Origin of the sequence: Streptomyces sp. B21-083, assembly GCF_036898825.1 — a bacterium.
GTDB lineage: Bacteria > Actinomycetota > Actinomycetes > Streptomycetales > Streptomycetaceae > Streptomyces.
The window spans coordinates 4,791,012-4,815,236 of record NZ_JARUND010000001.1; the positions used below are offsets into that span (position 1 = coordinate 4,791,012).

Consider the following 24,225-nt stretch of genomic DNA (forward strand, 5'->3'; position numbering starts at 1 on the left):
TTGAGATTTGAACGTAACTGACTGGCAGGCACCTCACACCCGAGGATCCGTCTCAGAGGATCCGTCTCCAAGGAGTGGCATGGACATCGGCGTCTTCATCCCCATAGGCAACAACGGCTGGCTGATCTCGAAGAGCGCACCCCAGTACATGCCGAGCTTCGACCTCAACAAGGCGATCGTGCAGAAGGCGGAGGCCCACGACCTGGACTTCGCCCTCTCCATGATCAAACTGAAGGGCTTCGGCGGCGAGACGGAGTTCTGGGACCACAACCTGGAGTCGTTCACGCTGATGGCGGGCCTGGCGGCGGTGACGGACCGCATCAAGCTCTACGCCTCCACCCCCATCCTGGCGCTGCCCCCGGCGATCGTCGCGCGCATGGCGGTCACGGTCGACTCGATCGCCCCCGGCCGCTTCGGCATCAACATCGTGACGGGCTGGGCCCCCGGCGAGTACTCCCAGATGGGCCTGTGGCCCGGCGACGACCACTTCGGCAACCGCTACGCACGCGCCGTCGAGTACGTCACCGTGATGAAGGACCTGTGGCGCGACGGCGTCAGCAACTTCAAGGGCGAGTTCTACGAGATGGACGACTGCGTCCTCTCCCCGCGCCCGGCGGACGGACACATCGACATCGTCGCGGCCGGCCAGAGCGGCACCGGCATGAAGTTCGCCGCCGAGCACGCGGAGTACAACTTCATCCTGGGCAGCGGCGTCAACACCCCGACGGCCCTTGCGGGCAGCACGGCGACGCTGGTGGAGGAGGCCGAGCGCACCGGTCGGGACGTGGGCGCCCTCTCCCTCTTCATGATCATCGCGGCCGAGACCGACGAAGCGGCCCAGGCCAAGTGGCAGGACTACCACGACAACGCCGACCGGGCGGCGCTGGCGTACATGGCCGGCGAGACGGACGCGGACACGACGTCCACGGGTACGTCGACGGCTCGTACGATCGCGCTGCCCGAGGGCGCGGTCAACTTCAACATGGGGACACTGGTCGGCTCGTACGAGAGCGTGGCGAGGATGCTCGACGAGGTCGCCGAGGTGGACGGCACCAAGGGCATCATGCTGGTCTTCGACGACTTCCTGGAGGGCCTGGAGAACTTCGGTACGCGCATCCAGCCGTTGATGAAGTGCCGGGCGGGGAGGGGGAGTTCGACGTGACCCCGCTGCCGGGAAGCGGTGGGGCGGGCGCGGCGGAGGATGACTACGAACGCGCCGGTCTCGGCGGTCGGCTGACCCCCGGCACCTGTCCCGCCCTCCTCCTCGTGGACCCGGCCCGGGCGTACGTCGATCCGGCCTGCCCCCTCTACGCGGGGGCGGGCGCGGAGGGCGCCGCCGAGGCGATGAGGGGGCTGCTGTCCGTCGCCCGGCGGGCCGGGATCCCGGTGATCGTGACGCGCGTCGTCCTGCGCCCCGACGGCAGTGACGGAGGCGTCTTCTTCCGCAAGGTGCCGAGCCTGCGGGCGTTCGTGGAGGGCAGCCCGTACGGCGAGTTCATCGACGGACTGGCGCCGACAGAAGGGGAGTTGACGGTGACGAAGCAGTATCCGAGCGCCTTCTTCGGGACGCCCCTGTCCGCGTACCTCACGTCCCACGGCATCGACACCCTCGTCATCGCCGGCCTGACGACCAGCGGTTGCGTACGGGCCACGGCGCTCGACGCCATGCAACACGGGTTCGTTCCGGTGGTGGTCGAGGAGGCCGTGGGGGACCGGGACGCGGGGGTCCACGCGGCGAACCTGTTCGACATCCGGCACAAGATCGGCGAGGTCTGGGGGATGGGGCGGGTGGCGGAGTACCTGTCGCCGGGCGGGATGTGACGGGGGTGCGGTTACTCGATGTGTCCGGTCTCAGGGTCCACCTGCGAGAGGAAGTCCCGGATGGACTCCTCCAGTTGGGCCCTGTCGGCCGCCACCGGAGGGTGGGTGCTGAACCCGAAGCCGTACCGGGGGTCGGGGCCGGTCAGCCAGGCGAGGTCGTAGCTGCCCGGGGCGTCGTCCCGCCGGCTGACCTCGAACTCCTCACCGTCGACCGACATCTGCCACGACTCGTTCGCCGACATCCTTGACCGACCTGCCTTCCTCGACCCGGCGACCAGGGCCAGTCCGGACCGGGTCGGGTCGGGTCGGGTCGGGTCGGAGGGGTGGGATCGGAGCGGGCCGACCCCGTCCGGCCCGGTCCGGGAGTACACGCGCCACGTCGAACATCACCGGCCAAAGGATCACGCGACGTGGAAGTCGGCGGCCTTGCTGACCAGCTTCGTGTCGCCGTCCTTCGAGGTGGCCAGGACGGCGACGTGCCACACACCGCGCTCGGACGTCTCGGCGTCGGTACGGGTGACGGGGACCTTGTAGACGCAGTGCACGGTGTCCCCACCGGACGGCTTGCACACGGCCGACTCCACAGAGGCCATGTCCTTGGCGGTCAGGCCCTTCTTGGCGAAGTCCGAGTTCGCCGGCCAGGCCAGGACCTTCACGCTCTTGACACCGGAGGACGCCGTGACGTCGGTGGTGAAGGTCAGCGAACCGGCACGGTCGCCGACCGGGGCCGCGTAGTTGGCGGCGCTGTGCGCCACCGAGGGAGGCTGCTCCCCGGCGTAGGCGAGGGCGAAGGCTCCGGCACCACCGAGGACGACGACACCGGCGGTAACGGCAAGAACGGTACGACGCGCCATGAGAATTTCCCCGTCAGGATCAGTTGGACCGGCTGGTTCGGACCGGCTGGTTCGGACCGGCTTTCTCGGCCGCTCCGTTGCCCTAATCCTGGCCGCCCGGCAGCCGCCGGGTATGAGTACACGTACTCAACTCCTGCCTGAGTAAAGGCTGTTCGGCAGTGAGGACGAAGGCGCGGAACCGACCTCAACCCCGGTCGGGACCAGCGTCCAGGACTCTCGCGGTGAGGTTCGCCAACTGGGCGCGCATCCTCTCCTGCGGCACGCCTTCCTGCCCGGCCAGGTGCTCGACGAGATCGGCCCGGACGGCCGCGAGCAGGGCGTGGGCGGTGAACTCGCTGTCGGCCGGACCAGGCACCTGATCCAGCACCGACCGGAGCAGGCCGTGCCACCGCGCGTAGTGCTCCGCCCGGTACGGGCTGCCGCCGCTCCCGCTCTCCTCCGCGGATCTCTACCGCCACAGCCTGCGCCTGCTGCTCGACAAGAACATCCCCGGCTGGCTCGACCTCTGGACCGAGGACGGCGTCATGGAGTTCCCGTTCGCCCCCGACGGCTGGCCCGACCGCCTGAACGGCAAGGAGGCCATCGCCGCCTACATGGGCCCGTACCCCGACCACATCGACCTTCACGACTTCCCCGCCGCGACGAGGTACGGGCGCACCATGGCGTTCGCGCCACCGTCGAGAAGACCGTCCAGACCGTACGGCGACCGGTGGACGGGGAGCCGCATCGCGCAGGATCTGGCAGGACCCTGCCTCTCGGCCACGGGAAGCGAAGCGAGTCGGACTCCCGCCCGACGCCGCCCCGTACCCGGGGACGGCAGAAGCCTTGTCCAAGCAGCGGTCCGGCGGAAAAGGTCAAGCATGTCAGTTCGCGCTCCTTTCCTGGAGGACTTCGCCACGGTTGCCTCCCTGGTCGGTCGTCATGTCACCGTCCAGGCAAACAGCCGGAGCCGAGGCTGAGCGATGCCAGCCGGATGCAAGAACGATGTAAGTCCGTCCAGGACGGGTGATCCCGCCCCAAGAGCGGGGCATGACAGAGGGAGGAGCCGTACGATCCCCGCACCCCTGTCGACACACAGGCGCAGCCCCGGAGTTCGGTATGGCCGACCACCGACACAGCCCCAACGTCCGGCTGCGCGCTGTGCGCGAGCTGGAGTTCCAGATGAGTCGTCAGGAGTTCGCGAAGCTGGTTGTGGCCACAGGCGAGGAGATGGGAGAGCCAGTCGGCTGCACGTCGCGTCTGGTGGCCGCGTGGGAAGACGGAGACGTCGACTGTCCCAGAGCCGTCTACCGCAGGATTCTCAGCAGGCTCACCAGTGGACGGACCATGACCGAGTTGGGCTTTCGCCCACCATCGGCAGCAACCGGGCGAGAGTCGGTTCTCCCGCCGCACGAACCTGGGCGCGTGGCCCCGGTGAACAGACGCGGCTTCCTGTTCGAGGGAGCGGGTGCAGCCTTTTCCTACTCTCTCGGTGCCCTCGTTCAGAGGCGTCCCGGCCGGATCGGCATCACGGACGTCCGTGCCGTCGACGAGGCTGTGACCACCATCTACAGCTACGACCACGACCATGGCTCCGCCACTCTGCGCCGGGACGCCTCGAACATGCTGCACATCGCGTACGAGTGGCTGCACGACGGCGCGTACACGGAGAAGACCGGCAAGCGCCTTCGCTCGGCGACTGGGCATCTGTCGATCGCCGCCGGATGGCTGTCGTACGACTCAGGCCGCGCCGCCGATGCCCGCTCCCTGTACGGCGAAGCACTGGCCGCTGCCCGGATCGCCGATGACCCCGGGCTGGAAGGACACGCGTTCGGCTGCCTGAGTCTGCTGGCCAAAGCCAGTGGGCGGCCGCGCGAGGCAATCGGTGCTGCCCAGGGCGCGCAGAGCGTCGTACGCACTTACGGCTCTTCACGGTTACTCAGCCTGTTCGCCATGCGCGAGGCCGGCGGATGGGCCCTCCTGGGTGATCGCGGCGTCGCTGACCAGGCCATCGTGCGCGCCCATCACCTCTACGCGAAGGGCCCCGCCGAATCCGACCCGGAGTGGCTGGAGTTCTACACACCCGCCGAACTGGCCGGCCTGGAGGCCCTCGCCCGCGCCGACCTCGACCAGCACGAGCGAGCTGCCGCCGGAGCCGAGCAGGCAGTTCTGCTCCACGGCGACCGGTTTGTCCGTAACCGGGCCCTGTACACCGCCGATGTCGCCATCCAGCATGCGGTGAGGGAACGTCCTGAGCCCGAGGCCGCTGCCGAGGCCGCCGGACGCGTTCTCGCCTACCTCCCCGAGGTGCGCTCCGACCGACTGCTCCAGCAGTTGCAGAACGTCGAGAGTGCACTCCAGCGGCATGCCGCGGTCCCCGTGGTCGCCGACTGGTTGGAGGAGTACCGCACCATCACCAGCGCCAGCTAGGAGTAGACCGTGAGCACCCCGAGCGCCGGCACAGCCCTGGTGATCCGTACCTACGGCCCCGGCCAGGTTCCACCCCTGCTCGACGTCATCGCCGACATCTGGGCCGACGCCCACCCGGAGTTGGTCGACAACCCTGGAGCGGAGGCCTCCGGCCTGTCCGTACCGGCGCTCCGGCGCCAGGTCCAAGGCCACCTCAAACACGCCGGGTTCGCTCTCGTCGTCGCCTACGTCGGCGGAACCGCCGTCGGGTTCGGGTACGCCTTTCCGTGCAGCGCGGCGTACTGGTTCGGCCCCGCCCTCGTGGACGAGGTTCCCGAGGGCGCCCGTACAGAGCGGCTGATGGGATTGTGCGAGTTGGCCGTACGGCCGCCGTGGCAGGCGCGGGGAATCGGTACGCGACTGCACGCCGAGTTGCTTGCCGCCATCGCCCCGCAGTGGTCCTCACTCCTCGCCCTGCCTTCCAACGAGCGTGGCCAGGACCTGTACGCCCGGCTCGGCTACCGGTACGCGGGGCCGTATCGGGGCAGTGCCGACGGGCCCGAGTTCGATCTGCTGCTTCTGCGCGTCGACCCCAAGTGATCCCTGAATCCCCCTACGTCGGCAGGGACTTGAGCCAGTCCACCAGCAAAGCGTTCGTCTCCTCCGGGCGTTCCTGCTGGAGCCAGTGGCCGCAGCCTTCGAGGATGTGGGAGGCGGTGAGGGCCGGGAGGGTGGTCGGGTAGGCGTTGATCGCGTCGGCCAGCCAGGTGGTGGAGGCGTCCAGGGAGCCGCCGATGAACAGTGACGGCTGCGTGATCGGGGCGCCGGTGTGGCCGCCTGTCGTCAGATCCTCCCAGTCGCGGTCCATGTTCCGGTACCGGGCCAGCGCGCCGGTCATCCCGGTGCGTTCGAACTCCCCTGCGTAGAAGTCGAGTTCGCAGTCGGTGAGCCAGGATGGTAGACGGGCCTTGGGGAAGCGTTCCCGTAGGGTTCCCTGGCCGCCGCGCGTCACGAAGTGTGGGTCCGGGGTGCCCGGTTGGGGCATGGTGTCGGCGGAGAGGGCGGCGTAGAAGCCTGCCAGCCAGCCGCGTACGTCGGGTTCGATCTCCGCCTCGGCCCGGCCGGGTTCCTGGAAGTAGGAGACGTAGAACTCCTCTTCCTCGCCCCCGATTCGCGCGAAGACCTCGCTGGGCCGGGGGCCGCCGGGCGGGCTGTACGGCACGCTCAATAGGGCGACCGCGCTGAACACGTCCGGGCGGACCAGAGCGGAGGTCGCGGCGATCGTCGCGCCCCAGTCGTGGCCGACCAGTACCGCGGAACTCTCCCCGAGGGCGTCCACGACGGCGACGTTGTCGTCGACCAGTTCGAGCATCCGGTACGCGTTCGTCGACTCGGGGCGCGAGGAACGGCCGTAGCCGCGTACGTCGATGGCGACGGCACGGTATCCGGCGGCGGCCAGGGCCGGGAGCTGGTGTCGCCAGGAGTACCAGGACTCCGGGAAGCCGTGCACCAGCAGGACCAGCGGCCCGGTGCCCTGTTCGACCAGGTGGATACGGCCGGCGGGGGAGGGGACCAGGCGGTGGGTGAAGGAGTGGGTCAGGGGGTGGATCAGGGGGTGCGGGGGCGGGTGCGGCACGGGATTGCCTCCGTACGTCGTCGTGGGCTGCCGTGTCGGCGGGTCACCGGCAATCGTGCGGGGGCCGGTGCGGCGTACGCGAGGTCTGTTGCCGGTTCGGCAAACCGGCGCACCGGAACCCGGAAACGCGCGTTCCGGTGACGTGTGCTCAGGCGGGCCCCGCGCTCTTCCAAAAGAAACGTGGGAGAGAAAGAAACCCACCAAGCCCCACCTTCCCTCCCGTCAGCCGGAGCGGCGACGGCAGTCGCTTCCGCGCAAACTCACTCCCCCGAGTGAACATCACCAACTCAGCTGGATCTGTGCCCGGTTGCCTGCCTTACGCTCAGCGCAGCAGCACCACCACAGACAACCGCTGACGGCGGACATACGACGGCCCTCGCCGGGACTGGCATCCCACTGCGAGGGCCTGACCACCAAGGAAGAAGAAGACTTCCCGATGGATACGCAGAACCCTAGTGCGCCCCCGCGCGCCCGGTCCCGCCCGACGGGCAAAAACCACCCCCACCGGGGCCCCGATTCCGGCGTTTCCGGCGTCGTCCACGACAACGCCCGCCACAACGACCGCTTCACGGTGATCGGCAACCACCTCGCCCAGCACCCCGCGCTGTCGCTGCTCGCCATCGGACTGAGCGTCCACATCCAGTCGCTGCCCCCCGGTGCCCGCGTCGACATCAAGACGCTCACCGCCCGCTTCCCGGAGGGGGCGGACCGTATCGCCGCCGCCCTGCGCGAACTGGAGACCCACGGCTACCTGCGCCGGTCCCGCGAACGCACCCCCACCGGGCGCATCGTCACCCGCACGGTCTCCTGCAACCGCCCCGGGCACCGGGGCAGCACCGCAGCGGACGACGCGCCAGTACCTCCCACCCGACGCCCTTCCCTGGCGCAAAAACCGCCGCGCCGCGCCCTGCCCGCCGTACCGCAGCCCTCGTACAAGGGACCAGGTCTCCTCCAGGCCGCCGTCGACCTCCTCATCGGCCTCCGCCGCCACGACCCCCGCCTGTTCCTGTCCAGCACCGACGTGGAACACCTGGCGCCCGGCGCCGCTGCCTGGCTGGAACGCGACCTCACCCCGACGGCCGTACAAGAGGCCCTCGCCTCCGGCCTGCCACCCGAGGACCTACGCCGCCCGGCCGCCCTCCTGGCCCACCGCCTCGCCGCCCAACTCCCGCCCCCGCCACCGCTCCGCACACCCGCCGGTCCATCCCCCGTCCGGCACCCCCTCCGGAACTGCGACAACTGCGACCGCGCCTTCCGCTCCCCGGACCCGGGCAACTGCGGCGACTGCCGCCGGCTGCCCGGGAGATCGACTTTCGAAGGCCTTCACTCTTCAGAGTGATCAACGGCAACTTGGCCGCTACCTGGCTCACCCGCGCCCTCACCGTCAGTTCCGCTGCGGAGATCTTCGAAGGCGAGTAGTGCGGGCACTCAGCCGATCGCCTGCACGACCAGCACCGTCACGAGTACGCCGATCACGACCGCCGCCGACACGATGCCCGCGAGGCGGACGACCTGAGGGCGCGAAGGGCGCCGTACGACCTTGATGGCGTCGGCTTCCGATCGGTCAGGGAACGCGAAGTACACCCAGTCCGCATCGGAGTTGACGGTGACGCGGGCGAGCGGGAGGTGTCGGAGGGCCACCCGGCGTCGTACCTCACCCTGTTTGCGGGCCAGGTGGGGTTCGACACGGGCGCGGTGGGTGTCCTCCAGGTCGGCCGGAAGTTTGTCCGTGACGTCCCTCAGCGGGGTGTCGCGCCAGGCGCCTCTGCGGTAGGTCGGCCACCAGAGGTGGACGGGGGCCGGGTCCCGTTCCCGGTCGGAGGTGACGGGGTGAGTGATGACCGCCTCCGTCCAGGTGGTGAAGAACCCGGTGCCCTTGCACTCCTCGTGCGCGACGTTCTTCGAGCCACCGCAGCTGTCACAGGGCCGCAGTCCCGTCCCGTCGCAGGCAGGACAGTCCATCGTCCGGCGACCGGCGCACCTGGGACACGCCGCGTTGTGCGAGCCGCAGCGCGCGCACTGTACGCGCTGCCCCACCGCGGTCCGGGACGGCGGCCGGTTGCGCGGCCCGCCGGCAGTGCGCGAGCCGCCGCAGCTCAGGCACGTCTCCGGACCGCCCTTGCCCCCGCCTCTGCCCCCGCTTCCACTCCCGCCCCCGCAGCCGGTGCACGTCACCTTCTGGACGCAGTCCTGTCTGCCGTGCCCGCCGCACGACCCGCAGCCCTGTTTGCCACCCTTGCAACCCGTGCACGGAACCTCGGCGACCGAGCCGGCCAACACCAGTTCCACCGGCGGTGAGGGGGCGAAGCCAGGGGGCACCGGGACGACATGCGTGGCGAGGTCGGTGTAGGTCGGCCGCTTGGAGATCTGCCTCAGCTTCTTTCCCGGCATACTCCGCGGCCCGGCCTTGCCCCGCTCCTCGAACCGCCGCTCGATCCGGAAGCCGAGCAACGGCCGCCGCGACAGCTCGGCCGTACCGGGAGCCACCAGCCGTACCGGGTCGCCGCGCCCGGAGAGGTAGCTCTCAACGGCCCGGAGCATCTCTTCGTCGGACGCGGCCAATCCTGCCCCCCTGGTAAACGATCCAGGAGAGCAGCGTATGAGCGGACCTGACACCTCATCAAGAGGGCCTCGAATCAGGCCCATTAAGGCATCGGAAAGCTAGAGACGCGGCTCCCGTACGACCGCCACCCCGCCCGGAGCGACCCGCACCGAGCCGCCGGTCAACGCTTCCCCGGTGAGGAGTTCGGTCGCCCTCTCCGGCACCGCGACCTCGGCCCCGCCGCCCGCGTGGTCGATGAGGAACAGGAAGTCCGCGTCGGCACCCCGCCGCAGCACCGCCTCCACCCCCGCCGGAGTCGCCCGCACCCCCTCGACACCCGCCTCCGCGCACATACGGGCGAGCAGCGCGCCCAGTGTCGACGCGTCCGGCCTGGTCGCCAGGTACCAACCGGCGCCCGCACCGAGCGAGTTGCGCGTCACCGCCGGGACACCGGTCAACGGACCTTCCGTGTACGACAGCACCGCCTCCGCACCCGGGCTCTCCAGCCGCAGCCGCTCCGACCACAGCGACCCGGTACCGCCGCCGCCGAGCCCGACTTCCTCGCCCGCCAGCAAGGGGAACAGCTCGTCCGCCCGCACGCCGAGGGCCTCCCGGAACGCGCCGGGATAACCACCTAGCCGCACATGGCAGTTGGCGTCCACGGCACCGCTGTGGAAACCGACGGCCAGCGTGCCGCCGCGCTCCGCGAAGCCCGTGAGGTTCGCCGCACCCTCGTCGTCGACCAGGTACAGGGAGGGAACGAGTACCAGCCGGTACCCCTCCAACTCCGCGTCCGGCCGTACGAAGTCCACCGCCACGCCCGCCCGCCACAGCGGCTCGTACCAGTCCCGTACGAGATCCAGGAAGCGGAGTTCGCCGTTCGGCTGGGAGGGGAGTTCCAGTGCCCAACGGGCGTTCCAGTCCCAGACGATGGCCACCGACGCGGTGCCCGTGCTACCGCGCACCTCCGCCAATGTCCGTAGATCCGCGCCCAGTTGGACCACGTCACGCCAGATCTGGCTGTCGGTGCCGGCGTGCGGAAGCATCGCCGAGTGCCACTGTTCCGCGCCCGCCTTCGCGGCCCGCCACTGGAAGTACGCGATGCCGTCCGCGCCGTGGGCGACATGCGCGAGCGCGTTGCGGCGCAACTCCCCGGCCGTCTTCGCCCTGTTGACCGGCTGCCAGTTCACCGCGCCCGTGGAGTGCTCCATCAGGAACCAGGGGCCGCCCGCGAGCGACCGCATGAGATCGCCGCTCAGCGCGATGTCGATCTCCGGCTCGGGGTCGGTCGAGCGGAGGTAGTGGTCGTTGGCGACGACGTCCAACTCCGGGGCCCAGCGCCAGTAGTCGAGGGCGTCGAAGTTGTACATCACCATGAAGTTGGTGGTGGCGGGAGTGGCAGGCGCCGCCGCCCTCAGCACATCCCTCTCCGCCTTGTACAGCGACAGCAACTCGTCGCTGCAGAAGCGGCGCCAGTCCAGCTGGTGCGCCGGGTTCGGTACCGCGCCCGTCGCGCGGGGCGGGATGATCTCGGCCCAGTCGTAGTACCACTGGCTCCAGAAAGTGGTGCCCCAGGCGTCGTTCAGCGCTGCCAGGTCGTCGTCGTAGCGGGCGCGCAGCCAGGTGCGGAAGGATTCGGCGCTTTCGTCGCAGTAGCAGGCGGGGTTGTGGCAGCCGTATTCGTTGTGGACGTGCCACATGGCGACCGCCGGGTGGTCCGCGTAACGCTCCGCCAGCGCGCCCGCGATGCGTAGTGCGGCCTCGCGGTAGGCGGGGCTGGAGGGGCAGAACGTCTGGCGGCTGCCGTACGAGAGTCGTCGTCCGTCCTTGTCGACGGGAAGTGCGTCGGGGTGGGCGCGGAAGAACCAGGCCGGCGGGGCCGCGGTGGGTGTGGCGAGGTCGGCGGCGATGCCGTTGTCGTGGAGGAGGTCGAGGAGGCGGTCCATGCGGGTGAAGTCGTAGACGCCCTCGGCCGGTTCGAGCAGTGCCCAGGAGAAGATGCCGACGCTGACCATGGTGACCCCGGCCTCGCGCATGAGGCGCATGTCCTCGGCCCAGACCTCCTCGGGCCACTGCTCGGGGTTGTAGTCGCCCCCGTACGCGATACCGGGGACGGCGAGTTCGCGCTTCATCGGTCAACTTCCTGTTTCGCGGAGGGGCGGTCAGCCCTTGTTGGCGCCCAGCGTGAGGCCGCTGACGAACTGGCGCTGGAGTGCGAAGTACACGATCAGGGTGGGGATCGCGGTCAACAGGGCACCTGCGGCGACCAGGTTGGGGTCGGTGAAGTACTGGCCGGAGAGGTTGTTGAGGGCCGAGGTGATCGGCATGTTCGTGCCGGTGGAGATGAGCACGATCGCCCAGAAGAAGTCGTTGTAGATCCAGATGGAGAGCAGGGTGCCCAGGGCCGCCATCGCCGGGCGGCACAACGGCAGCACGATCTGCCAGTACATCCGCCACACCGACGCGCCGTCGACGAGAGCGGCCTCGGTCAGCTCGTGCGGGAGCATCCGCATGTAGTTGGCGAGCACGAACGCGCAGAAGCCCGACTGGAACGCGATGTGGATGAGGACGAGGCCGAGCGCGGAGTCGTACAGCTTGCCCGAGGCGGTGATCCCGGGAAGGTCGATGAGCAGGTACATGCGGTACAGCGGGGTGATGATGACCTGCTGCGGGAGCAGGTTGCCGGCCGTGAAGACGAGCAGCAGAGACAGGTTGATCCGGAAGTCGAAGCGGCTGACGTAGAAGGCGACCATCGACGACAGGAACAGCGTCAACAGTACCGCCGGTACGGCGATGATCAGCGTGTTCCCGAAGTAGTGCAGCATGTCCGACTGCGTGAAGGCGTTGGTGAAGTTGGCGAAGCTCAGCTTGTCGGGCCAGGAGACGTAGCCCTTTTTGCTGGTCTCGGCGTACGGACGCAGGGCCGCGAGCATCGCCCACAGCAGGGGGGCGAGCCACGCCAGCGACATGGTGATGAGGAAAACGTGCAGCAGCACGCGGGCGGGGCGGATGGGGGCGCGTCCCTTCACGGGCCCGTCCGCAGGTCGCCGCGCGGCCAGGGTGGGAGCGCTCATGCCCGCCGCTCCTTCCGGAAGGTGCTGATCAGATACGGGATGATCACGATGAGCGAGATCACCAGCAGAACGACGGCGATGGCGGATCCGTAACCGATCCGGCTGGACTCGCCGATGATGTTGTTGGTCACGAGGATCGACAGCAACTCGGTGCCCTGGGCGCCGCCGTTGAAGACGTACACGAGGTCGAAAGCGCGCAGCGACTCGATGATCGTGACGACCAGGACGATGGTGTTGGTGGGGCGCAGGGTGGGGAAGATGACGTTCTTGAACGTCTGCCACTCGTTGGCGCCGTCCAGCGAGGAGGCCTCGCGCAGGGACGGGTCCACCCCCTTCAGACCGGCCAGGTAGAGGATCATCATGTAGCCGGTGTGCCGCCAGCAGGCAGCCACCAGGACGGCCCACAGGTTGAGGTTCGGGTCGCCGATCCAGTCGATGTAGTGGCCGGGCTTGTTGGCGCCGATCAGGCTGTTGATCAGGCCCGTGTCCGGGTTGTAGACCAACTGCCAGACGAAGCCCGTGACCGCCAGCGAGACGACGACCGGGAGGAAGAACGCCGTCTGGTAGACCCGGGTGAACCGGATGTTCTTGTCCAGTTGCACGGCCAGGAACAGTCCCAGCGGAGTCGGGATCGCGATGAGGACGGCGAACCAGATGATGTTGTGCTGGACGGCCGGCCAGAACTGCGGGTTGCTGTCGAAGAGTTCGCGGAAGTTCTGCAGCCCGACCCACTTGATGGAGTCGAAGCCGATGCCGTCCCAGGTGGTGAAGGCCAGCGCGACCGAGGCGAAGGCCGTCACCCACACGAGGGCGATGTGCAGGAAGGTCGGCAGGCCCGCCATGAAGCCGAGGGCGATCCTGTCCTTGCGGGTCAGCAGCCTGCGGTGACCGTAGGGCGGCTTGCGGCTCGCCGGGGACGAGGGGGCGCGGCTACCGCCCGGAGGCGGCACGTCGGCCGCCCCCGGGATCACGGGAATCGAATCGGAGGTGCTCATGAGGAGGCGAAGATCGTCTTCTTCTGGCGCTCGATGGACGAGAGCAGGCTGTCGATGCCCTTGGGATCGCGGATGAACTTCTGCAGCGCGGGCTGCATCACCGTGGAGGTGAAGTCGGGCCGGCTGTCGCGGTCCATGAACTGGGTGAGGTTCTTGGCGCCGCTGATCATCGCGTACGCCTTCTTCTGGATGGCCGTGTACGACGAGGTGTCGGCGGTGGAGGAGGCGGCGACGACGCTCGGGTCGGCCTTGAGGTAGATCTCCTCGGCCTCCGGAGTTCCCAGGAACTCCAGCAGCTGGACGGAACCGGCTTTGTTCTTCGGGGACTTGCTGAGCATGAAGCCGTCGGTGGGCGCCTCGACCGTGTCCTGCCCGAAGGAGGGGTCGATCTCCGGGAAGGCGAAGAAGTCGAGGTCCTCGAGATCGGTCGCATTCGTGAACTGCTGGCCGACGAAGGTGCCCAGCAGGTACATGCCGGCCTTCTTCGACACGAGCGTCTGCGCCGCGTCCTGCCAGGTGCGACCTGTCGATCCCTCCTGGCTGTAGGGGAGAATTTCGGCCCAGTTGTCGAACGTGGCGCGAACCTTGGCGTCGGTCCAGGATGCCTTTCCGGCCATCAGCTCGACGTGGAAGTCGTAGCCGTTGGTACGGAAGTTGATCTGGTCGAAGGTGCCGAGGGCGGGCCAGGCGTCCTTGTCGCCGAAGGCGATCGGGACCAGGCCGTCCTTCTTCATCTGCTTGCACAGCGCGATGAACTGCGCCCAGGTGGTGGGCACCTGGTAGCCGTGCTCCTTGAAGACGCTCTTCCGGTAGAACATCGCCCACGGGTACGTGTACAGCGGCACGAAGTAGTACTTGCCGTCCGCGCCCTTGCTCAGCTGCTTCATCGCGTCGGGGAAGTTGCCCCCGATCTTCTGCCACACGTCGTCGATCGGGGTCGCCAGGCCCTTGCCCGCGAAGAACTGCATGCGGTAGCCGGCGAACCAGGTGAACACGTCGTCCGGGGTGCCCTGGAGGTAGGAGTTGATCTGCTCCTGGAACGTGTTGTGGTCCTTGGTGTTCACGTCGACCTTGATGCCGGTCTTCTTCGTGAACGCCGCGTAGATCTCGGCGAAGGCCTTCTTCGGCACGGCGTCCGACGAGTTCGAGCCCAGGGTGACGGTCTTCGCGTCGGAACCCGAGTCGCTGCCGCCGCAGGCGCTCAGCAGCGGAACGGCAGCGCCGAGCGCCGCCGCGCCGCCGACGCCGCGCAGGAGGGTGCGGCGGCTCGGACCCGGGACGGACAGACCGGAGGGTGTGTGGTGCATGACGGCTCCTGAGGACAGACCCCCCGAAACGGGGAGCAAGGTCACGACTACGCTGGGTCCATGCTGATCTAAAACGACCAGAAATCAACTTGACCGAACATCGTGGCGGCAATAACAGCCCCTTGTTCGACCCCTCGTCAAGAGGTGGAGTCCGCCGTTCCTGAAACGTGATGGACGCCAGGACGTGAAGCTTTGCTAACAGACAGATGGCGAACGCGCGACGCAAATCCTCGCCTCAGCCGTTCGGCCAGGGCGTACGCCGCCCCAGAGCACGAATGGTGACCTTTCGGCCGAGGCGGGCGGACCCGCCCGCAAACGACATTGGTGACGATCACGCCAGGCGACTCGTCAGCCGACGCGTCAGGTGATCGCGCCACGTCAGCCGCAGCCGGCAGGAGCCCGCCATGTCCAGCACGACCACCGCCCCGGTCCCCCCGGTGACCGGCAGCCACCTCACCGCACCCTCGGCCAGGCGTTCGGCCCGGCGCCCCGCCCGCCACCCGACCCGACACCTCACCCGCCACCCGACCCGACACTCGGTCCGGCACTCGGTCCGCTGGGACGTCGTCCATCTCCTGGCCTGCGCCGTCTTCGCACTCGGTCTGGCGCTGGCCACGACCCTGTCCCCGCACCGCGTGTGGGGCGTCTGCGCGGCCTTCGGATACGGCACGGCGGCGATGCTGGCCGCCCGCGCCCCGCGCCCCTGGGAGAGCCGGGCAGCACTGCGCGCGGCCACCGTCGGCGCGGTGCTGCTCCCCCTGGGCCTGCTGATCGTGCTCGGCGCGGCCCAGTCCGAGGTCGGGGTCGTCGAACACTCGGGCGCCCTGCTGCTGCACACGGGCAGCCCGTACGCACCCCACCCCGTCACCGTGGACGACTACAACCCGTACCTGCCCGGCATGGCCCTCTTCGGACTCCCGCACGCCCTCCTGGGCGACACCTGGGCGGCCCCGCTCGCGGACGCCCGGCTGTGGTTCTGCGCGACCTTCGCCGCCTGCCTGTACGCCACAACCAGGTCCCGTACGGCCGACAGGCCCCCTACCGCCAATGGGTCCCGTACCGCCAGTTGGGGGCGAACAGGCGACCCGACCCGTACCGCGGCCCTGCTGCTCTCCTTCCCGGCCGTGGCGCTGCCTCTCGCCGTCGGCGGGGTGGACCTACCGGTGATCGGGCTGATGTGCCTGGGCCTCGCACTGGCCGGCCGGACCGGTTCCGGCCGGGCGGCCGGGGTCGCGGCCGGGCTGGCGATAGGCGCCGCGGCGGCCCTGAAGTGGACCGCCTGGCCCCTTCTCCCCGTCGGTCTCGTCCTGATCGCCGTCACGGCGGGCCGCCGCACGGCCGTACGCGCTACGGTGACCGCTCTCCTGACAGCGGCGGCGGCCGTCGTACCGGTCGCCCTGGCCGACCCGCGCGCCTTCGTCGAGCACGTGGTGCTGTTCCCGCTGGGCAAGGGCGGCGTCCACTCCCCGGCGACGAGCCCGCTGCCCGGACATCTGCTCGCCGAGTACGTGCCCGACGGCTTCGTCATCGCGGTCGCGCTGCTGATCGCGAGTGCCGTGGCGGTCGCGGCGTCACTCGTGGTCCGACCGCCGCGCACCGTCCGAGCGGCGGCCGACCGGCTCGCCGTCGGCCTGGGCCTGGCGATGTGCCTGATACCGGCCACCCGATTCGGCTACATGGTGTACCCGATCGTCCTGGCGATGTGGTTCCGCGCCGGCAGGACGGCTGCGAGCGACGCGCCGGCTCACGCCGCCGGGGTCGGGGTCGGGATCGGGTCAGCGACCGATCTTCACCTTCCGCGACACGCTCACCTGATCCACGTCGGAAGTCCGGATGGTGACCTTCATGGTCCAGGTGCCGGCGATCGGCAGGTTGAGGGTGTTGGTGCCCCAGTAGCCGCCCTGGTCGGTGACTTCGGCGTTGAGGGGGCCGATCTCCTTGCTGGGGAGGGAGAAGGAGATGCGGAGTTCGGGGACGATCGCGAAACCGTCGTCGGGGCCGAACACGACGGCCTGCACGGTGTTCTCGCCGACCCGGGCGGGTTCGAGGGTGACCTGCACCTTGCCGTGTCCGCCCGGTGTGCCCACGTCGAAGGGGATCGTCGTCGTGGACGCACTGATCACCCCGGGCGTCGGAGCATCCTTGGCGGCCTCCGCCGCCTCGGCCGCGGCCCGGCCCGGCAGGGTGGTCGTCAGGACAGTCGTGATCACCAACACCGCGATCCCGATGGCCACTTCGGCCAGCACGGAACGGCGGAGCCGCCGACGGTAGGAAGAGGAAAGGGAGGCTGAGTCGGCCGGGGATACGTCGCCTGGGGCGTCACTCTCACCGGACTCACCGGACAGATTCGCCGGACCGCCGACCGTCTCCGGCACCCGTTCCGCGACCTTCACCTCGACCTTTGCCTCGGCCATTGCCTCGGCCTTCGTCTCGGCGTCCAGCTTCGCCCCCTCCGCCGCCTTCGGTGCCGACAGCTGTCCCGTCCACCGGCGCGAGAACCCGGCCGCCACCAGCAGCAGCGCCACCGCGCACACCTTGGCGATCAGGATGCGGCCGTACGACGTACCGGTGATCGCGTCCCAGGAGCCGAGGCCGCGCCAGGACTGGTAGACGCCGGTGACGGTCAGGACGGCCACGGAGGCGAAGGCCAGCCGGGAGAAGCGGGTGACGGTGGACGCCGGGAGCGGCTCCTCCGCCTGGAGGAGGGTGAGCAGGGCCGCGAGGCCGCCCAGCCAGGCGGCCATGGCGAGCAGATGCAGCACCGAGGACACCATCGCCACCGGCACCTGGATACCGGCCGACGCGTGCTCGGCGGCGGCCCACGTCAGCGTGAGACCGAGCGCGAGCACACCCCCGACGCCGAGGAGGACCGACTGCACACGGCCGCCACCCACAGGGTCGCCACCCGTCTCTCCCTCGGCGTGCCGCTGTCGGCGTACGACTACCGCCAGCAGTACGGCTGTTGCGGCCAGCAGTGCGAGCCGGGCCAGAAGTGCCAGGCCGGGCCTGCCGTTCACGGTCCGTTCCAGGGCCGACAGGTCGAAGGCGCCGGCGGGTGCGGTGCCGGCCTCGTACGGGCCGCGCAGCAGAAGCAGGGCGACGGTCGACACCAGGAGGGTCCACCAGCCCGTCAGGACCAGCCTGCGCAGGGGGCCCGTGCCGGGCGGCCGGCAGACGAGGACGAAGACGACGGTGCCGACCAGCAGCGCCAGAGCGGCGTACGCGAGGTAGCGGAAGGTGTCATAGAGGGCGCTGGTGGCCGCGTTCTCGGTGGGCCCGGTGTCGACCACGGTCGGGGTCGCGGAGGGCTCCCCGATGGAGAAGGTGAAGGCGCCCGAGATGGGGTGGCTGTCCGCCGAGACGACCCGCCAGGCCACGGTGAACGTGCCCTTGCCGAGGCCCGTGGGGAGGCTGACGCGCACTCCGTCGGAACGGCCCTCCACATGCTTGGCCTCGCCGGTGCTCACGCGCCGGCCGTCGGGGTCGAAGACGCGGAAGGAGTCGTCGAGCAGGCCGACGGACTCGGTGAAGCTCAGGGTGACCTGTCGGGGCGCGGAGTTGAGGACGCTTCCGTCCCGGGGGTCGGTGTCCCGGAGAGCGGCGTGCGCGGACGCGGTACCCGCCCCGCCGACGAGGAGGAACAGCACGAGCATTATGCCCAGCAGCACCACCCGCTGGACTCCCCGGACATCGCGTCCGCCTATTCGCCCGCCGGTCCGACCGACGGTCCGCTCACCTCTCCGTCCGGCGGTCCGTTCGACCATCGGCCGGCCGGTCTCCGTGCGCTCGCCTCCGCCGGCTCGTCGGTCGTCGCGCCCTTGGTTCCGCAGTCGGCCCACGTAGCTTCTCCGTCTTCGGGACTTTTCGGCTCTCGTATACGTACGGACGATCCTGGTGCCCCGCTCACCCCGCCGGAACCGGATTCGCCGTGGTCTTCACCACGTGGGGCGGGCGGACACCCCTCCGTCCACCACCATGTCGTGCCCGCTGACCCAGGACGCCAGCCGGGAGGCGAGGAACACACACGCGTCGCCGATGTCCTCGGGCCGCCCCAACCTCCGTACGGCCGCCGCCTGTTGCCACCGCCGTACCCCATCGGGCCAGTCGTCAGCGAGCCCTTCCCGGTCGACGAGCCCGGGCGAGACGGTGTTGACGCGGATCCCGTACGGCCCGTATTCGAGAGCGGCCGATCGGGCGTGCGCCACGACCGCCGCCTTCGAGGCGCAGTAGTGGGCGTGGCCGGGCGCCGGGTGCGCGGCCTCGATGGAGGCGATGTGCGTGACACTCCCCCCGCTCCACCTCCCCCGGCTCCTGTCCCCGCCCCTGCCCCCTTCCTCAGCCTCACCGTCACCCTCGGCCGCCTGCTCGCGCATGATCTCCGCCGCGGCCTGCGTACAGGCGAAGACGCTGAGGACGTTCATGTCGACGACCGCCCGCCAGTCGGCGACCGCCATCCCGACCAGCTCCTGGACCGGTTGTACGCCCGCGTTGTTGACCAGCGCGTCGAGCCGCCCGCCACCCCACTCGGCTGCCTCCCGCACCACACGCCGGCACTCGTCCTCGACGGTGAGATCGCCCCGCAGGACGACGGCTCGGCCGCCCGACTGCTCGATCCGCGCGGCCACTTCCCGGGCACCCTCGTCCGACGTCCGGCAGTGCACGGCGACAGCGGCACCCTCCGCCGCGAACCGCGACGCGACCCCGCGCCCGATCCCGCCACCGGCCCCGGTCACCAGGGCGACCTGCCCGGCGAGAAGACCTGCGGAACTCACGGACGACCGCATGGATGGCGGCGTGGATGGCTGCGTCGACGACGACGTGGATGACCTCATGGCCGACACAGTGCCCCGATGCGAGCCGCCTCGGCCGGATAACGCGCGGCCAGTTCGACGGCGTCCCCGTGCTCGTACCCCTCGAACGTGAACCCGGGCGCCATCGTGCACCCGAAGAACGTCCACGCGCCGCCCGTGACGACCCGCGCGCCCATCCAGGTACCGGCGTCCACGGTGAGCTGGGGCTCCTGACCGTGCAGGAGGCCGGGCCCGAGCACGACCGTCCGGGAGGTGCCGTCCGGTGCGAGGAGCAGCAGTTCGAGGGGATCGCCGAGGTAGAAGTGCCAGACCTCGTCGGACGGCAACCGGTGCAGCGCGGAGAAGTCACCGGGCTCGGCGGTCAGCAGGGCGACGATCGCCGTGCCCTCCGGCCGCCCGTCGGCCCGCTCGGGCCCCGCCCACGTACGCCGGAACAGCCCGCCCTCACGCGGGATCGGCTCCAGGTCGTAGTGGGCGATCAGGTCGGCGGGCGTCGGATGTCCTGAGGTCGAGGTCACCCGGGAAAAGCTACCTCCCGGCGCAGAAAAGCCAGTTGGGCGCGCTTCTCCGGCAGATACACGTCCGGCAGATCGATCTCGGGCAGGACGACGACAGGCCCGGGCACGAACCCATGGCGCAGAAAACGGGTGACGGCCTTCTCGTTCGCCACATCCGGATCGACCACGACCCGCCGCCGCCCGAGCCCGACCAGCACGAACTCCGCCAGCACCCCCATCAGCGCACCCGACCACCCCGGCCGCCCGCCCTCCGCCCCGACGGGCGTGAGCAGCAGATGGACGCCGATGTCGCCGGGCTCGACGGGATAGCACTCGCCCACCCGGTCGGCCTCGGGCTCGTACGTCTGGAGCAGCCCGACCGCCGTACCGTCCTTCACCAGCAGGTAGGCGTGATGGGTGTCCAGGGCGTCCAAGTGGCCGTAGATCTCAGCGACTTGTTTCTCGGTGAGCCCGTTCATGCCCCAGAATCCGGCCTCCTGGCCGCTCACCCAGCCGTGCACGACGCCGGCATCGGCGACGGGGTCGAGCCGTAGCACGCGCACGGCGCCGAACCCGTCGACCACTCGCTCGTGCACGGCGGCACGGGCCGCGTACGGCTCAGCGGTCGTTACGTCGGTCATCAGTCAGTTCTCCTTCGTGAGCCGCGTCCAGTCGGTGACGACCGGGACGAGTTCTCCCCTTGTCCACAAGGGGAGTTGATCGCGGTTGTGGGCGGAACCGGGAACGCCGGAGGCGCCGAGGGGGACCACCCAGAGGCTGTCCTCGCGCCGGGCCAGGTCCCAGACGTACCGGGCGGCGGGCCCGCGCGCGCTGAGGTCGTTGAGCCCGGGGACGGAGGAGGTGCAGAGCACACAGTCGTGGTCGCCGGAGAGGGCCTGCTCGTCGTACGCGGAGTGCGAAGTGGTGGGCAGCGCCCGCCAGGGGACCAGCCGGTGACGCTCGCCCCAGGTCGCGACGCCGGTCGTCGGATCGGCGGCCACCTCGGTGACGGCTTCCCTGACCAGGGCGGCGCGGTCGATCCCGTACAACTCCTCGGTTTTCAGGAGCCCTTCGAGCGCGAAGGCGATCCGGGGGAGCAGCGCGAGCCAGGGGCGGAAGACCTCGGGGTACGCGGGCGGGACGGCCAGTGCGGCGAAGGCGGGGTGGGCGGCGAGGCGGCGTACGACAGCGGAGCGCAGGGCCGCGTACGACGCCGCGTCCGTGCTGTCGGCGTCCATCCGGCGGTCCCAGCGGAGAAGCCGGTCGCGGAGCTCCGCTTCCCCGGCCGACAGACCGTCGAGACCGTCGAGGGCGGAAATGAGGCCGAGGAGCGGGCCGGCGGAGGCGAGGTGGGTGTCCATGTGGACGGCGGACAGATCGTCCGCCGACCACTGGTCCCTCTCCTCAAGGAGGGCGCGGATACGGGCCGCCCGGTGCGGCGGTGCGAACTCGACGCCGAGCGGGGTCGACGGGCCGCGCTGGTTGGCCATGACGGCGAGGCCGTTGTCGACGGTGCCGTACGGCGTCTCGTGCCGGCCCTGCCATTCGTGACCGGGTTCCCAGGCCCGCGCGAGCCGGGTCCGGTTGACCTCGGCGCGTACGGGGACATGGCCCGCGACCCGGTGCAGCAGCCCGCCCTCGGTGTCGGCGGCGTGGACGACGTTGACGGGCTCGGCCCACAGGTCGAGGGCTCGGTCGATGTCGGCGACGCGGCGGGCACGGAGAAGCGGGAGAAGGGCGGAGAAGCCGAGGTCACCGGTGACGCGGGGCGGGTAGCGCAGACTGATGGTTGCCGTACGGCCGTCGTCGGGGCCGCCGATCACCACCGGCCCGCGCCCGGTCTCGATCACCTCGACCTCGACCTCGCCGGACTCCCCGCCCGCGACCTCGACCACTTCCCTGTGCACATGAGCCGGCCGCCACTCCCCGTCGGGATCGAGGGCCTCAACTCCCGTACCCGCGCGGCGGATCCGCTCCTCGTAGAGGTCCTGGTAGTCGGCCATGGCGTTGGTGATGGCCCAGGCTGCCGTGCCGGTGTGGCCGAAGTGGGCGATGCCGGGAACGCCCGGCACGGCGAACCCGACGACGTCGAACTCCGGGCAGAAGAGCCGGACTTGCTGGTAGACGCCGGGATCCTCGATATAGCGGTGCGGGTCGCCCGCGAGCAACGGGAGCCCGGTGACGGACCGTTCGCCGCTCACCAGCCAGCCGTTGCTGCCGGAGGTGCCGGGTCCGTCGGTGGCGAACAGGGCGACGGCGTCGGCACCGAGATGCGCGACGACCTGGTCGCGCCAGAGCTTGGCCGGGAAACCGGCGAACAGGATGTGCGTGGCGAGCCAGACGCCGAGCGGGGTCCAGGGCTCCCAGCGCCCGGGTGCCAGGCCGGTCGCGGCGAACTCGGGTGCGCGGCGGGCCCCTTCGCCCAGCCCGGCGTTGACACCGTCCGTGTACGCGCGCACCCAGGCGGCGGTTTCGGGGTCCCGTCTCTCCAGGGTGGCGTAGCAGTGCCTCGCGGTGTCGTCGAGGCGGGCGCGTCTGGCGAACACGTCCCAGCCGACCGCGTCGGCGCCGAGGAACGCGGCCGAGGTGCCCTGCGTGCGGTGGCGCTCGACCTCCAGCTGCCAGGCCCGGTCGAGGGCGGTGACACGGCCCTGGCAACGGGCGAGTTCGAGCGCGTCGGCCGCCCGCAGGTGCGGGATGCCCCAGGCGTCGCGGTAGATCTCGGTGGCCATATCCATTCCTCACCGGGTCCGAAACTGTGCTTTAGGTTAGCCTTACCTAAGCAAGTCGTGCCGGAATCGTACGCGAGGGTGGAGAAGTCATGGCGCAGGGGCAGGGGCGGGGGCAGGGCCGTCGCGGCTGGGAGGGCGCGGTCCTCAAGCTCTTCCGGGGCAAGGACTTCGTCTTCACCGTGACGGGCGCCGAGGACGTCACCCCGCACTATCGGCGCCTCCACCTCACCGACGGGGGCATGCTTTCCGCCACCGGCGTCCACCCCACGATGTGGGTCCGGCTCTGGTTCGGCAACGCGGGCAAACCGCACCAGCGGGCGTACACGCTGGTCGACCCGGACCCCGGGGCGGGCACGTTCAGCCTCGAGTTCGCGCTCCACGAGGGATGCGCGAGCGACTGGGCGCGGGCGGCGAAGCCCGGCGACACCATCGGGGCAACGGTCCAGGGAACGGGCTTCACCCGGCCCGAGCCGGACCCCTCGCACATCTTCGCGATCGGCGACCCGGCATCGCTGCCCGCGCTCAACTCCCTGCTGGACGCGTTTGGTTCGACCCCGGCGACGATCTGGTTCGAGTCGGACCACGGCACCGACGGCTACCCCTTCCGCACCGCCCCCGACCATCACGACGTCCGCCCGGTGCCCCGCCGGGACGCGGGTGCCCAGCTGGTCGCCGAGGTCCGCTCGGCCTTTCCGGACCTGCTGACGCACACCGCCGACCCGTACGTGTGGATCGCCTGCGACACGGCCACGACCCGGACCCTGACGAGCTGGTTCCGCAAGGAGACGGGGCTGCCGAAGCAGCGGGTGCACGGGCTGGGGTACTGGCGGCCGTACGGCACCCCTGCCGCGATCGAGGCATGATCGACCCATGGACGTCACTCTCCACCTCGCCCAGGACCCCGAGGCCGACGCGCTCCTCGGCCGCAGTGCGCTCGCCGCGCTGACCGGAATGCTGCTGGACCAGCAAGTGCCGATGGAGTGGGCGTTCAAGGGACCGGCGACCATCGCCCAGCGACTGGGCGCCGAGGACCTCGACGCACACGAGATCGCGGCGTACGACCCGGAGGCCTTCGCCGCGCTCCTCTCCGACAAGCCGGCCGTGCACCGGTACCCGGGCTCGATGGCCAAGCGCGTCCAGCAGCTCTGCCAGTACCTCGTCGAGCACTACGAGGGCGACGCCGAGGGCGTCTGGCGGGACGCGACGACCGGCCAGGAACTGCTCAAGCACCTCACCGACCTGCCCGGCTTCGGTAAGCAGAAGGCCCAGATCTTCCTGGCCCTGCTCGGCAAGCAGCTCGGCGTACAGCCCAAGGGCTGGCGTGAGGCCGCCGGTGCCTACGGCGAACCGAAGTCCTTCCGCTCCGTCGCCGACATCACCGGCCCGGAGTCCCTGGTCAAGGTCCGTGCCCACAAGCAGGAGATGAAGGCGGCGGCGAAAGCCGCGAAGGCCGCCGGCAAGTAGGCGCCGACGACACCGGCCCCCAACCGAGAGACCCCCGACAGCCCGCCGGTAGGCCACCGGTAAGCCGCCGATAGGCCGAGTGAGCGGATCTCGGGCGCGGAAGG

General features: G+C 70.1%; 20 protein-coding genes and 3 pseudogenes. 9 read left to right on the forward strand and 14 right to left on the reverse strand.

Going from position 1 to position 24,225, the window contains the following annotated elements:
* The first annotated feature begins 79 nt into the window (after positions 1 to 79).
* Entirely contained in the window at positions 80 to 1,162 is a 1,083-nt protein-coding gene (rutA, locus tag QA861_RS21535; protein WP_334589938.1) for a pyrimidine utilization protein A, read from the forward strand.
* Positions 1,159 to 1,821, forward strand: coding sequence for an isochorismatase family protein (locus tag QA861_RS21540; protein WP_334589939.1), 663 nt, complete (start codon positions 1,159 to 1,161; stop codon positions 1,819 to 1,821). The genes rutA and QA861_RS21540 overlap by 4 nt, the downstream gene beginning before the upstream one ends.
* 11 nt (positions 1,822 to 1,832) lie before the next feature.
* On the opposite strand, the gene QA861_RS21545 is transcribed toward QA861_RS21540, so the two are convergent.
* The 3 genes and pseudogenes from QA861_RS21545 to QA861_RS21555 form a co-directional block, all read right to left on the reverse strand.
* Positions 1,833 to 2,063, reverse strand: coding sequence for a hypothetical protein (locus QA861_RS21545; RefSeq protein ID WP_334589940.1), 231 nt, complete (start codon positions 2,061 to 2,063; stop codon positions 1,833 to 1,835).
* A gap of 159 nt (positions 2,064 to 2,222) precedes the next feature.
* Entirely contained in the window at positions 2,223 to 2,675 is a 453-nt protein-coding gene (locus QA861_RS21550) for a DUF5707 domain-containing protein (protein ID WP_334589941.1), read from the reverse strand.
* A 184-nt stretch (positions 2,676 to 2,859) separates the two neighbouring features.
* Positions 2,860 to 3,114 (reverse strand): annotated as a pseudogene (locus QA861_RS21555) (TetR/AcrR family transcriptional regulator); the annotation flags it as partial.
* Between QA861_RS21555 and QA861_RS21560 the strand changes: the two are divergent.
* From QA861_RS21560 to QA861_RS21570, 3 genes and pseudogenes are all read left to right on the forward strand, one after another.
* Positions 3,092 to 3,310 (forward strand): annotated as a pseudogene (locus tag QA861_RS21560) (nuclear transport factor 2 family protein); the annotation flags it as partial. The pseudogenes QA861_RS21555 and QA861_RS21560 sit on opposite strands and share 23 nt — an antisense overlap.
* Before the next feature lie 463 nt (positions 3,311 to 3,773).
* Positions 3,774 to 5,084 carry an NsdA family TPR-like regulatory protein gene (locus QA861_RS21565; RefSeq protein ID WP_334589942.1) on the forward strand — a complete coding sequence of 437 codons (1,311 nt, stop codon included), beginning with the start codon at positions 3,774 to 3,776 and terminating at the stop codon, positions 5,082 to 5,084.
* Positions 5,085 to 5,093: 9 nt separating this feature from the next.
* Positions 5,094 to 5,663, forward strand: coding sequence for a GNAT family N-acetyltransferase (locus QA861_RS21570; RefSeq protein ID WP_334589943.1), 570 nt, complete (start codon positions 5,094 to 5,096; stop codon positions 5,661 to 5,663).
* A gap of 13 nt (positions 5,664 to 5,676) precedes the next feature.
* Here QA861_RS21570 and QA861_RS21575 read toward each other — a convergent pair whose 3' ends face one another.
* On the reverse strand, positions 5,677 to 6,699 hold the full coding sequence (locus tag QA861_RS21575; protein ID WP_334589944.1) for an alpha/beta fold hydrolase: 1,023 nt from the start codon (positions 6,697 to 6,699) through the stop codon (positions 5,677 to 5,679).
* A gap of 436 nt (positions 6,700 to 7,135) precedes the next feature.
* On the opposite strand from QA861_RS21575, the gene QA861_RS21580 reads away from it, so the two are divergent.
* Positions 7,136 to 8,038 carry a helix-turn-helix domain-containing protein gene (locus QA861_RS21580; RefSeq protein ID WP_334589945.1) on the forward strand — a complete coding sequence of 301 codons (903 nt, stop codon included), beginning with the start codon at positions 7,136 to 7,138 and terminating at the stop codon, positions 8,036 to 8,038.
* Between the two features lie 89 nt (positions 8,039 to 8,127).
* Here QA861_RS21580 and QA861_RS21585 read toward each other — a convergent pair whose 3' ends face one another.
* From QA861_RS21585 to QA861_RS21605, 5 genes are all read right to left on the reverse strand, one after another.
* Positions 8,128 to 9,261, reverse strand: a complete 1,134-nt coding sequence (locus tag QA861_RS21585) for a hypothetical protein (RefSeq protein WP_334589946.1) — start codon at positions 9,259 to 9,261, stop codon at positions 8,128 to 8,130.
* Between the two features lie 99 nt (positions 9,262 to 9,360).
* Entirely contained in the window at positions 9,361 to 11,373 is a 2,013-nt protein-coding gene (locus QA861_RS21590) for a beta-galactosidase (protein ID WP_334589947.1), read from the reverse strand.
* 30 nt (positions 11,374 to 11,403) lie between these two features.
* On the reverse strand, positions 11,404 to 12,315 hold the full coding sequence (locus QA861_RS21595; RefSeq protein ID WP_334589948.1) for a carbohydrate ABC transporter permease: 912 nt from the start codon (positions 12,313 to 12,315) through the stop codon (positions 11,404 to 11,406).
* Positions 12,312 to 13,310: a carbohydrate ABC transporter permease gene (locus QA861_RS21600; protein WP_334589949.1), complete on the reverse strand. Its 999-nt coding sequence runs from the start codon at positions 13,308 to 13,310 to the stop codon at positions 12,312 to 12,314. Before QA861_RS21600 ends, QA861_RS21595 begins: the two co-directional genes overlap by 4 nt.
* Positions 13,307 to 14,617, reverse strand: a complete 1,311-nt coding sequence (locus QA861_RS21605) for an ABC transporter substrate-binding protein (protein WP_334589950.1) — start codon at positions 14,615 to 14,617, stop codon at positions 13,307 to 13,309. The genes QA861_RS21600 and QA861_RS21605 overlap by 4 nt, the downstream gene beginning before the upstream one ends.
* 899 nt (positions 14,618 to 15,516) lie before the next feature.
* On the opposite strand from QA861_RS21605, the pseudogene QA861_RS21610 reads away from it, so the two are divergent.
* A pseudogene (locus tag QA861_RS21610) lies at positions 15,517 to 16,212 on the forward strand (glycosyltransferase 87 family protein); the annotation flags it as partial.
* A 180-nt stretch (positions 16,213 to 16,392) separates the two neighbouring features.
* On the opposite strand, the gene QA861_RS21615 reads toward QA861_RS21610, so the two are convergent.
* The 5 genes from QA861_RS21615 to QA861_RS21635 all read right to left on the reverse strand — a co-directional run bounded on the left by QA861_RS21615 (position 16,393) and on the right by QA861_RS21635 (position 22,657).
* Positions 16,393 to 18,285: a copper resistance CopC/CopD family protein gene (locus QA861_RS21615; RefSeq protein WP_334590648.1), complete on the reverse strand. Its 1,893-nt coding sequence runs from the start codon at positions 18,283 to 18,285 to the stop codon at positions 16,393 to 16,395.
* 267 nt (positions 18,286 to 18,552) lie between these two features.
* The gene (locus tag QA861_RS21620) at positions 18,553 to 19,401 is read right to left on the reverse strand and encodes an SDR family NAD(P)-dependent oxidoreductase (RefSeq protein WP_334589951.1); all 849 of its coding nucleotides are present in this window, start codon (positions 19,399 to 19,401) and stop codon (positions 18,553 to 18,555) included.
* A 44-nt stretch (positions 19,402 to 19,445) separates the two neighbouring features.
* Positions 19,446 to 19,946: a cupin domain-containing protein gene (locus tag QA861_RS21625; RefSeq protein WP_334589952.1), complete on the reverse strand. Its 501-nt coding sequence runs from the start codon at positions 19,944 to 19,946 to the stop codon at positions 19,446 to 19,448.
* Entirely contained in the window at positions 19,943 to 20,566 is a 624-nt protein-coding gene (locus tag QA861_RS21630; RefSeq protein WP_334589953.1) for a GNAT family N-acetyltransferase, read from the reverse strand. Before QA861_RS21630 ends, QA861_RS21625 begins: the two co-directional genes overlap by 4 nt.
* 3 nt (positions 20,567 to 20,569) lie before the next feature.
* On the reverse strand, positions 20,570 to 22,657 hold the full coding sequence (locus QA861_RS21635) for a penicillin acylase family protein (protein WP_334589954.1): 2,088 nt from the start codon (positions 22,655 to 22,657) through the stop codon (positions 20,570 to 20,572).
* Between the two features lie 89 nt (positions 22,658 to 22,746).
* On the opposite strand from QA861_RS21635, the gene QA861_RS21640 reads away from it, so the two are divergent.
* Positions 22,747 to 23,520, forward strand: coding sequence for a siderophore-interacting protein (locus tag QA861_RS21640; RefSeq protein WP_334589955.1), 774 nt, complete (start codon positions 22,747 to 22,749; stop codon positions 23,518 to 23,520).
* Between the two features lie 7 nt (positions 23,521 to 23,527).
* On the forward strand, positions 23,528 to 24,121 hold the full coding sequence (locus QA861_RS21645) for an HhH-GPD-type base excision DNA repair protein (RefSeq protein ID WP_334589956.1): 594 nt from the start codon (positions 23,528 to 23,530) through the stop codon (positions 24,119 to 24,121).
* Positions 24,122 to 24,225: the final 104 nt, after the last annotated feature.

Excerpts from the sequence above, each read along its gene's own strand:
- QA861_RS21580 (WP_334589945.1), top strand. The coding sequence starts at position 7,136 with ATGGATACGCAGAACCCTAGTGCGCCCCCGCGCGCCCGGTCCCGCCCG.
- QA861_RS21595 (WP_334589948.1), bottom strand. The coding sequence starts at position 12,315 with ATGAGCGCTCCCACCCTGGCCGCGCGGCGACCTGCGGACGGGCCCGTG.
- QA861_RS21605 (WP_334589950.1), bottom strand. The coding sequence starts at position 14,617 with ATGCACCACACACCCTCCGGTCTGTCCGTCCCGGGTCCGAGCCGCCGC.
- QA861_RS21545 (WP_334589940.1), bottom strand. The coding sequence starts at position 2,063 with ATGTCGGCGAACGAGTCGTGGCAGATGTCGGTCGACGGTGAGGAGTTC.
- QA861_RS21600 (WP_334589949.1), bottom strand. The coding sequence starts at position 13,310 with ATGAGCACCTCCGATTCGATTCCCGTGATCCCGGGGGCGGCCGACGTG.
- QA861_RS21635 (WP_334589954.1), bottom strand. The coding sequence starts at position 22,657 with ATGGCCACCGAGATCTACCGCGACGCCTGGGGCATCCCGCACCTGCGG.
- QA861_RS21565 (WP_334589942.1), top strand. The coding sequence starts at position 3,774 with ATGGCCGACCACCGACACAGCCCCAACGTCCGGCTGCGCGCTGTGCGC.
- rutA (WP_334589938.1), top strand. The coding sequence starts at position 80 with ATGGACATCGGCGTCTTCATCCCCATAGGCAACAACGGCTGGCTGATC.
- QA861_RS21640 (WP_334589955.1), top strand. The coding sequence starts at position 22,747 with ATGGCGCAGGGGCAGGGGCGGGGGCAGGGCCGTCGCGGCTGGGAGGGC.
- QA861_RS21550 (WP_334589941.1), bottom strand. The coding sequence starts at position 2,675 with ATGGCGCGTCGTACCGTTCTTGCCGTTACCGCCGGTGTCGTCGTCCTC.
- QA861_RS21590 (WP_334589947.1), bottom strand. The coding sequence starts at position 11,373 with ATGAAGCGCGAACTCGCCGTCCCCGGTATCGCGTACGGGGGCGACTAC.
- QA861_RS21620 (WP_334589951.1), bottom strand. The coding sequence starts at position 19,401 with ATGCGGTCGTCCGTGAGTTCCGCAGGTCTTCTCGCCGGGCAGGTCGCC.
- QA861_RS21630 (WP_334589953.1), bottom strand. The coding sequence starts at position 20,566 with ATGACCGACGTAACGACCGCTGAGCCGTACGCGGCCCGTGCCGCCGTG.
- QA861_RS21645 (WP_334589956.1), top strand. The coding sequence starts at position 23,528 with ATGGACGTCACTCTCCACCTCGCCCAGGACCCCGAGGCCGACGCGCTC.